We start from the raw sequence: 9,944 nt of genomic DNA, 5'->3' as shown, positions 1-9,944 counted from the left end.
CTCAATATTGATATCCAACTGAAAAATGGCGACAAGAATTCGCTGCTCGCCAGCGTGGCCAATATGAGCAAACAGCTTGCTGAAATTATCGGCGATGTACGCAGCTCGGCTGATGCGCTCTCATCAGCATCTGAAGAGGTCAATGCGACTGCCCAGTCCCTTGCTAAAGGTGCTTCAGTGCAAGCGGCCAGCGTTGAAGAAACATCCGCATCTATGGAGCAAATGTCCGCGTCCATTTCGCAAAATAGTGAGAATGCCAAAATTACCGATGGCATGGCTCAAAAAGCGGCTCGCGATGCAGCGACCGGCGGTGAAGCGGTTATGGGCACGGTAGAAGCCATGCAAAAAATTGCCGAGCGCATCAGTGTGATTGATGACATCGCGTACCAAACCAATCTGCTCGCATTAAACGCTGCAATTGAAGCCGGGCGCGCAGGTGAGCATGGGCGCGGATTTGCAGTCGTGGCATCAGAGGTGCGCAAGTTGGCGGAGCGCAGTCAAGTGGCAGCTCAAGAAATTGGAACTCTGGCGCTGGATACCGTTAAGCGTGCCGAGCAAGCGGGAACCATGTTGAAGGATATGGTGCCGGCAATTCGAAAAACAGCGGATTTGGTACAAGAAATTGCCGCCGCTTCATCTGAGCAAAACGCTGGTGTTTCGCAAATCAATGGTGCTATTGGTCAAGTTAGCCAAACATTGCAGCAAAATGCTGCAGCTTCTGAAGAGTTAAGTTCTACCTCTGAGGAAATGAGCGCACAAGCCATTCGTCTGCAAGAATCTATGACCTATTTTACGCTCGATAATTACAACGTCAAAAAATCTGTGAAACCTGCCAACAAAATTCCACCATCCAGTAGTAAGCAAAAATTCGTTGGGCATAAAGCTAACCATATTAATGACGATGAATTAGATAAAAATTTTGTACGTTATAGCTAATAAGTAAACTGCCTAATGAAGTTATTGGGCATAACAATTAATGGGATTTAATGGAGTTAAAAATGACTGTTGCAAAAAAAATGCTGCTGTTGGTGGCTACTGCATTGCTCGGAATTATTATTCTGGCGGGCGCTGCGCAAGTGCAGATCAATACTGTCTTTGAACAGGCAAATTACAGCAATGAAAATATTATCCCCAGCATGAGCTTGTTGAGCGAGATTAATAGTAATGTATATCGCTCGCGTATTAGATTGAATCGTCATATTTTGAATACGGATACTACGCAGTCAGAAAAAATTGAAGCAAGTATGAATGATTCGATAGCAAAGGTGAAAGAGGGATTTAAATCCTATGCGGCTTTGATTTCAGATGAAAAGGATAGAAAACTATTAGAAGAAGATGTAAAGAGCTTCGAGCGTTACTTAACACATATTCCTGCCATCATTGCTTTATCCGAAAAAAATCAAAATGAAGCTGCGCGAGATTTATTAGAGCTAGCAACGCCTGATGCAATGGCGGCATCAGCTGCTATAGAAAGTCATAGTATTTACAACATGGAACTCGCAGAAAGCGCAAAAAATTCTGCATTGGCCACTAAAACCCAAGCTACCACATATTCCATCATTATTTCGGTACTTACTCTTTTGGCAATCGCCGTCATTGGCATTTTCATTGCGCGCAACCTCTTACGTCAGTTAGGCGGAGAGCCAGACTATGCTGCTGCGGTTGTTGCCAAAGTTGCAGCAGGTGATTTGACGGTGCAGGTGAATACCAAACAGGGTGACACTACCAGCATGCTCGCTGCAATTCGTGAAATGACTAATACACTGTCACAAGTCCTGGGTGAGGTGCGTAGCTCTGCTGATGCGCTGGCCTCTGCATCAGAAGAAGTTAATGCGACGGCGCAATCACTTGCCAAAGGTGCATCAGTGCAGGCCGCGAGTGTGGAAGAAACTTCTGCCTCGATGGAAGAAATGTCTGCCTCTATTATGCAAAACAATGAAAACGCCAGCATCACCGATGGCATGGCTCAAAAAGCGGCTGTCGATGCAGCCTCCGGCGGTTCGGCGGTAGCCAGTACTGTTGAGGCCATGCAAAAAATTGCCGACCGTATTGGTGTGATTGATGACATTGCTTACCAAACGAATTTGCTCGCACTTAACGCTGCCATTGAAGCTGGGCGTGCGGGCGAACACGGACGCGGTTTTGCGGTAGTTGCTTCAGAGGTGCGAAAATTGGCAGAACGCAGCCAGGTTGCCGCACAGGAAATTGGTTCGCTCGCGGGTGAAACGGTAAGCAAAGCAGATAACGCAGGCAAACTCTTACAAGAGATGGTGCCTTCAATCCGAAAGACCGCAGATTTGGTGCAAGAAATCGCGGCGGCATCTACTGAGCAAACAGCGGGCGTTAATCAAATTAACGCCGCCATCGGTCAAGTTAGCCAGACCATGCAACAAAACGCTGCTGCTGCAGAGGAATTAAGTTCTACCTCTGAAGAGCTCAGTTCACAGGCATTACGCCTGCAAGAGGCGGTGAGCTATTTCACCTTGAGTAATCAGGACTCTCGCCCGTCCTATTCCCGTGCACCAAAAGCCAACGTTCAGTCTCAACCTCAACCGCGCAAAAAAGCGGATAAAAAAATGCTGAGTGATGACGATTTGGACAAAGATTTCGTGCGTTATTCATAAGAGACAATTGCTTATTCTTTGCTAACCACAGTTAATCCGGTCGGTAAATAAAACAGGATGCCAGCTTATGTTCAGCAAACTCAGTCTAAAAGCAAAGCTTATGATTCTGACCTGCCTGATTATGCTGGGCTTGGTTGGTTTGGGTGTGTCTGCACTTTTTCAGCTACAAAAATACAACACCACAGTTGATGAAAAACTCACACAAATCCAGATGCAATCGGATTTGCTGTCTGCTGTTGATAGTTCCTCGCTGCAGTTGCGCATCCAGATTCAAGCGTGGAAAAACATTATGATCAGTGGCAATGAAAAGTCCCAGTATGAGCGCTATTTAAAAGCGTTTAATGCATCCACTGAAAAAGTCAAAACCCATTTGAAATCCGGTATCGCACTGCAGGAAAAATTGGGGCAAAACACAGAGGAACTCACTTACTTCCTGGCTGAGTACGACCGCGTACTCGATCGATACAACCGCGCACTGCAACGGTTTGATTTTAATGATCCAGCCACCGGTTTGAAAGTGGATGGGCGCGCGGCAGGAATTGTGTCGGCATTGGGCGCCAATATTCTCGTGGTGTCTGAGCAAATGAGCGAGCAATTTAATCAATTGGTTGTCAGTACCGATGAGGAAATTGCGCAGCTTTATTCCGCATCATTACGCACCTTCGGCATTATTTTATTGGTGGCGATGGCATTTATTCTCGGCGTGTTGATTTATATCTTTCGCGATCTATTCTGCACTCTGGGTGGTGAGCCTGCTTACACCGCGAGTGTGGTTAGTCAGGTAGCTGATGGCAATTTGGATGTGGCGATTGAGTTGCGCGCAGGCGATGATCGCTCACTGCTGGCCAGTGTCGATAATATGTGTAAACAACTTGGGCAAATTATTGCGGAGGTACGCTCCTCAGCGGACGCACTTTCTTCGGCTTCAGAAGAAGTGAATGCAACCGCACAGTCGCTTGCTAAAGGGGCTTCGATGCAGGCAGCAAGTGTTGAAGAAACATCTGCCTCTATGGAACAAATGGCCGCCTCGATTGCACAAAATAATGAAAATGCGCGTGTTACCGATGGCATGGCACAGAAGGCGGCGAATGATGCTGCATCTGGTGGCGAGGCAGTGACAGGCACGGTGGGCGCCATGCAAAAAATTGCCGAGCGCATTGGTGTGATTGATGACATTGCTTACCAAACGAATTTGCTTGCACTGAATGCGGCGATTGAAGCCGGGCGCGCCGGTGAACACGGGCGAGGGTTTGCCGTTGTTGCATCAGAAGTGCGTAAATTGGCGGAGCGCAGCCAAAGGGCCGCACAGGAAATAGGTACGCTCGCCACCGATTCTGTAAAACAGGCAGATAGCGCAGGAAAGTTATTGCAAGAAGTGGTGCCCGCTATTCGTAAAACGGCCGATCTGATTCAGGAAATAGCCGCTGCTTCAGGTGAGCAGACTACTGGTGTCAATCAAATCAATTCAGCCATTGGTCAGGTCAGTCAAACCTTGCAACAAAATGCGGCGGCATCTGAAGAGTTGAGTTCAACCTCGGAAGAGATGAGTGCACAGGCTTCGCGCTTGCAAGAGTCAATGACCTATTTCACATTGGTTGGCGATAAACGGCGCAGGACGAATTAAATGAACTGTGCTGATAAAAGTAAATAATGATGAGTCACGCTATGGAAATGGACAGCGCAACACCTATCCCCTCAGATAAAGAGTTCCAGTTATTTCAGCAGCTAATTCAGGATAAGTTGGGGATTTTTTTACCTGCACAAAAAAAAGCGTTGTTAAGTAATCGGTTGTGGAAGCGTTTGCAGGCCTGTCAGGTGAAGGGCTTTGGCGATTATTATCGCTTGATTCAAAGCCCCCAAGGCAAGGGAGAGTTGAGTATTGCGCTGGAGTTAATTACCACTAACGAAACCTATTTTTTTCGTGAACAAAAACATTTTGATTATTTGCAGGAGGAGATTCTGCCCAAGCTGCGGCCGGGTGGCAATTTCCGGGTGTGGAGTGCAGCCTCATCCACTGGTGAGGAACCTTACAGTATTGCCATGGTCTTGCGCGATCGCTGCCCCAGTGAATGGGAATTATTGTGCTCGGATGTGAATCGCACCGTCGTTGAGCAGGCAAAGATTGGTATTTATCCGGATATGCGCGTAAAAAATATTCCGCCAGAATATTTGCGCCGGTTTTGCCGTAAGGGTGTTGGACCCCAGCAAGGCAATGTGCGCGTCACTGCCGAGTTGCGCGAGGCTGTGCAATTTTTCACATTGAATTTACATGAGGATTTTCCCGATATTGGAAAATTCGATTTGGTTTTTTTGCGCAACGTATTGATTTATTTTGAGAATGATAACAAGGCAAAAATTTTGGAGAGGATCGCGGATAAATTAAATCCGGGCGGCATATTGTTTGTTGGCCACTCGGAAAGTTTACACGGTATAAGCACGCGCTTTACACCGGTAAAACCTGCCATTTACCGTTTAGCCGGGCGGTAAATGTTATGGCCGTCGTGCCTCTTGTCAAACCACTGCACAGCATACATCCAGGCGAGTGGTATTTCGGTGTTGAATATGAACGCTTGCATACCGTATTGGGTTCCTGCGTTGCATTAACGGCTTGGCATCCGGCACTTAAAATTGGCGGCATGTGTCACTATTTATTAGCCATTGAGCCAAGTAAAAACAATAATCCTGGGGCGCGTATTGAGCCTAACCAACAGCGGGTGGTGACGGGCGATTGCCGTTATGCCAACAACGCCTTGGAACAAATGAAACGGTCAATGCAGGCGTATGCAGATATGAACGAATTCCAACTCGGCATATTTGGCGGTGGCGACATGTTTGCCTACAGCACGCCAACCTCGATTGGGTTCGACAACATCGCCTTTGCGCGTCAGTGGTTAATGCGTGAAAAGCTCAAGCCTCTTCATGTCGATGTGGGTGGTTCCATCTCCCGTTCGTTAATGTTGGTTATACCTACTGGAGAGATCCAGCTAAAACATTATCAAATGAATCAGTCTTGAATTATTGAAATAACGGTTTGATCGACAATACTTGATAAGTCGCAGCATCGCTAGAACAAGTGCTCTGGCTGGTGAGTCGGTTGATACTTATAACGCGCTGAAAAGTTGAGAGATTATGACAATTGAAGTATTGGTCGTTGATGATTCGGCTGTAGTGCGCCAAGTATTGAGCGGTGTACTGAATGAAGCGCCGGATATCAGTGTCTATGCCACTGCCTCTGATCCCATTTTTGCCCAGCAACAGATGCAAAAAAAATGGCCCGATGTGATTTTGCTGGATATTGAAATGCCGCGTATGGATGGTCTGACTTTTCTGCGCCAGCTTATGCATGAAAAACCTACGCCGGTAATTATTTGTTCATCGCTGGCGGAGAAGGGTGCCGAGTTGACGCTACAGGCGCTCTCGGCTGGCGCGATTGACGTGATTACCAAGCCGCAATTAGGCGTTAAAGATTTTTTACTGGAGGCCAAGCACCTGCTCTGGCAAACCGTGCGTGGCGCGGCAGGCGCGCATGTGTCGCGCCGGGCGGCAACGGTTGACACCAAAAAGACGGCGCCGCTGACACCTGCATCGGATCTGGTCACCATGACCGCCACCACCGATACGATTATCGTGATTGGTACTTCAACGGGTGGCACACAGGCGTTGGAGGAAATTCTAAGCAAAATTCCGCGCACCTGCCCGGGTATTGCTGTGGTGCAGCATATGCCAGAAAAATTTACTGCGGCATTTGCCAAACGTTTGGATGGTTTGTGCGAAGTCGATGTAAAAGAAGCGGAGAGTGGTGATCGCCTGATCCCCGGGCGAGTGCTAATCGCACCGGGCGGGCATCACCTCGAAGTACAGCGCTCGGGTGCCCAATATATTGCCAAGGTATTTCGCGGCCCGAGTGTGAACCGCCACTGTCCGTCAGTCGATGTTCTGTTTCGCTCTGCTGCTCGCGCCGCCGGGCGCAATGCCATGGGCATTATCATGACGGGCATGGGGGATGATGGCGCAAGAGGATTATTGGAAATGCGGCAGGTTGGCTGTAGAACTATCGCGCAGGATGAGCAATCTTGCGTTGTGTTTGGCATGCCGAAAGAGGCGATCAGCCTCGGTGCCGCGAAGGAAGTTATGCCTTTATCCCAGATTCCCGCAGTACTAGGGGGCAAGGCATGAAGTCTGTAATTTCTGAATTAAGTGTATTGGTCACTGATGACAGTTTGACCCAGCGCCAGTACGCCAAGGAGCTATGTCAGGACTTGGGTGTCAGCGATCTTCATGATGCTGCCAATGGTGTCGATGCGTTGCAGGTGCTTGAATCGCGCAGTGTGGACGTGGTGTTAATTGACCTTGAAATGCCAATCATGGACGGTGTTGAATTAATTCGTTCGATGGCGCAAAAAAAGTACGTGAGCAGCGTCATTATTCTCAGTGCGAAAGACCCCATTTTAATTGCCAGCGTCGGCACCATGGCCGAAGCCGATGGCTTGCATGTGCTGGGTACTTTTCAAAAGCCACTCCTGCCCGATGCGCTTGAATGCAGTTTGCTGCGCTTTATCCAAGATGCAAAAAACCAGGCCGCCGAGCCCAAAGCCGCGCCCGAGAATGAAGTCACCGCGGTTGAATTGGGGCAGGCGATTACCAATGGTGAATTGACATTGGCGTTTCAACCCAAGCTCACTGTGCATGGGTTGATGTTAAAAGGGGTTGAAGCGTTGGCGCGCTGGAAACATCCGCACAAAGGCACAATTTCCCCTGGTGTTTTTATCCCCTTGGCCGAGCGCCACGGCATGATTGATACGCTGACCCGGCATCTTTTGCAGGTGGCGTTTCAGCACAAAAAAAATTGGCAAAATTACGGATTGCGTTTCAATCTCGCCTTTAATTTATCGCCGCTCTCACTGGCTGATTCGGATATGGTGGAGTGGTTGTGCAAGCTCACCGAAGATTACGGCATAGCACCCGCTGACGTGACTTTTGAAATTACGGAAAATGCGTTGCTCGGAGAATTGGCAAGCGCTATCCGCACGCTCGCACGCTTGCGCTTAAAAGGCTTCCATATTGCGATTGATGATTACGGCACTGGTTTTGCGAATGCGCAGCAGCTCTCGCGTGTGCCTGCAACGGAATTAAAAATTGATCGCTCATTGGTACATCGCTCCGCTGCACGGCCGCAACAGCGGACGATTTTAGCCAGCACGGTCGATCTCGCCAAAAATCTGAATCTCACTACCGTTGCAGAAGGAGTGGAGACGGAAGAGGATTTTAAAATTATTTATGATTTAGGCGTGGATCTGGTGCAGGGTTACTATTTTTCCAAGCCGTTATTTCCCGATGATTTACTGGCTTTTATCAAAACCGGCTTGAGCCAATTGCGTCGGCAGCATGAGCGCAAATAGACAATACAATATTGTTTGATGATCTATCACGCATAACCTTTATACTTAAAAAAATCCCGGCGCGCCCGGGATTTTTTTTGCATAAAGTTTATGACACCGTGATCAGCTTGGACGCAGGATTTGCCATGGGCCGGTAATTGCCAGTGTTAACCCCGGTTGTTGTATATTCACAAACAAGGTAGTGCCATCGGGTGAGAAACAGGCGCCGCAGAACTCACTTTTTTTCTTATGCGCGTTCATCGCCAGAGTATAAATTTTTCCTTGCGGTGTCAGGCCACGCAAGTAATTGGTGTTGTCACGTGCATCTGAATAACTATCTTCACACACAATTAAATCACCCCAAGGGGCGATGGTGAGGTTGTCACAACCTTCCAGATAGGCGCGATCCTGGCTTTCATAGGTCAGCTCAAGTTTGCCCGGTGCTTCATGTTCGCGGGCGGTACCTTCATAGGGGCTAGGTTGATAGCGCCATATTTGCCCCAGGCCTTTGCTGCCGCCTGTGGTGGCAGTAAAAAATAATTCCCGCGTTTGCGGTTGAGAGCCATCGCGCAATGCAAAGGCCAATCCTTCACAGCGGGCAAAAATAGCGGCCCCTTTGGTGTGGCCGCGTGCGGCCAAATCGGCATCGGATGAGCTGACGTTATCCAGGTTTATCCAATCGCAGAGGAATTCCTGCTGCATAACAACATGGCGTGCGCGAGGGTCTTTTTCATCATCGCGCCAGTTGCGGGTATTGGCAGAATGCCAATCGCGGATCACCAGCGCCTGCAGTTTGCCACCTTTGTGTAATTCGCCCGGGGTAGCAGGGATAAATCGATAAAAGAGCGCGTTCTTGGCATCTTCTGTTTGATACACAATGCCGGTGGTGATATCGACTGCGCAGGCTTCATGGGCAAAACGCCCCATCGCACTCAAGGGGACTGCCGCGACTAATTCAGTCGCACTGGCGGGAACCTCAAACACAAATCCGTGATCTTTGCCAAAACCCTGTTTAGTGCCATAAGTAGTCTCTTCGCAGGTGAGCCAAGAACCCCAGGGTGTTGCTCCACCTGAGCAGTTGCGCGATGTACCGGCGAGGCTCAAATGGCTGCGCTCGATCTTGCCGGAGCCGTGGTTGTACAAGAGCGTGGTGGTGCCGCCATTAGCCGGTAAGCCGTTGCGATAAAAATCAAAGGCTTTGTTGCCCACGCTGTTTCTCGCCTGATTCTTATCGCCACTGAAGGCATCCACATCGCCCCAGGATGAACTCAATTCATGGTTGCGCACCAACACTGTGTGATTGGGCTTCATCGCAACGGGAAAGGCAGCCATACCATCGGGAGCGCCGGGCATGATCAATCCATCGCTCATTGGGTCGCCAGTACGGGCGATGATTTGATAGCGAAAACCGGCAGGCAGATCGATTATCTGGTGCGGGTCTTTAATGAGTGGACCATATTTATCAATGCCGTATTTCGGGTCGCGCGCATAGGCTTCAGCTTGGGCAGGCAAGTGGCGAAAGGCGGCCAGGGCGATTGCAGCGGCACCTGCATTGTGTAAAAAATGACGGCGGGAGAGACTCATAATATATCCGTGAGTGTTTTTTTATTCAGATAAGATACAGCCAAATGACTGCAGCATAATGTCTGGCTTGTTTACCAAGGTAAAAGCCATCGTCTTTTGTAAAGTGAAGGTTATACTAAAATGCGCCCATTGCGAGTATCGGGCGATGAGCAGCGAGTGCTAAGAAATGAAGAATGCGTTATCCATGTTGCAGGCAGTCCATCATGTAGCCTTGATCTGTTCGGATTATGAAAAATCCAAACATTTCTACGTCACTATTTTAGGTCTGCAGGTCGTTGCCGAGCATTATCGTGCCGCGCGGGCCTCCTGGAAGTTGGATTTGGCATTGCCGGATGGTACCCAGCTGGAATTGTTTTCA

At 48.9% G+C, this 9,944-nt stretch carries 9 protein-coding genes; 8 read left to right on the top strand and 1 reads right to left on the bottom strand.

The genetic code is table 11. The features are described 5' to 3' along the window. The 7 genes from ACWA6V_RS10850 to ACWA6V_RS10820 form a co-directional block, all read left to right on the top strand. Window positions 1-936: methyl-accepting chemotaxis protein (locus tag ACWA6V_RS10850; protein ID WP_449522501.1), on the top strand; the 936-nt coding region annotated here is incomplete at its 5' end. A gap of 62 nt (window positions 937-998) precedes the next feature. After that, on the top strand, window positions 999-2,624 hold the full coding sequence (locus ACWA6V_RS10845; protein WP_449522500.1) for a methyl-accepting chemotaxis protein: 1,626 nt from the start codon (window positions 999-1,001) through the stop codon (window positions 2,622-2,624). A 67-nt stretch (window positions 2,625-2,691) separates the two neighbouring features. Next, window positions 2,692-4,248: a methyl-accepting chemotaxis protein gene (locus ACWA6V_RS10840; RefSeq protein ID WP_449522499.1), complete on the top strand. Its 1,557-nt coding sequence runs from the start codon at window positions 2,692-2,694 to the stop codon at window positions 4,246-4,248. A gap of 41 nt (window positions 4,249-4,289) precedes the next feature. Then, window positions 4,290-5,111: a CheR family methyltransferase gene (locus tag ACWA6V_RS10835; RefSeq protein ID WP_449522498.1), complete on the top strand. Its 822-nt coding sequence runs from the start codon at window positions 4,290-4,292 to the stop codon at window positions 5,109-5,111. Window positions 5,112-5,116: 5 nt separating this feature from the next. Then, on the top strand, window positions 5,117-5,638 hold the full coding sequence (locus ACWA6V_RS10830) for a chemotaxis protein CheD (protein WP_449522497.1): 522 nt from the start codon (window positions 5,117-5,119) through the stop codon (window positions 5,636-5,638). Window positions 5,639-5,753: 115 nt separating this feature from the next. Further along, a complete protein-coding gene (locus tag ACWA6V_RS10825) occupies window positions 5,754-6,800 on the top strand; it encodes a protein-glutamate methylesterase/protein-glutamine glutaminase (RefSeq protein WP_449522496.1) in 1,047 nt (348 codons plus the stop codon). After that, window positions 6,797-8,023, top strand: a complete 1,227-nt coding sequence (locus ACWA6V_RS10820; protein WP_449522495.1) for an EAL domain-containing response regulator — start codon at window positions 6,797-6,799, stop codon at window positions 8,021-8,023. Before ACWA6V_RS10825 ends, ACWA6V_RS10820 begins: the two co-directional genes overlap by 4 nt. A gap of 102 nt (window positions 8,024-8,125) precedes the next feature. Here the strand turns inward: ACWA6V_RS10820 and ACWA6V_RS10815 are convergent, their stop codons facing one another. Next, the gene (locus tag ACWA6V_RS10815; RefSeq protein WP_449522494.1) at window positions 8,126-9,586 is read right to left on the bottom strand and encodes an alkaline phosphatase PhoX; all 1,461 of its coding nucleotides are present in this window, start codon (window positions 9,584-9,586) and stop codon (window positions 8,126-8,128) included. 166 nt (window positions 9,587-9,752) lie between these two features. Here ACWA6V_RS10815 and ACWA6V_RS10810 point away from each other — a divergent pair. Further along, window positions 9,753-9,944: VOC family protein (locus tag ACWA6V_RS10810; protein WP_449522493.1), on the top strand; the 192-nt coding region annotated here is incomplete at its 3' end.

The organism is Cellvibrio sp. (assembly GCF_053579595.1).
The sequence above is the reverse complement of the archived record's forward strand: the minus strand, read 5'-3'. Positions and strand labels throughout refer to the sequence as shown.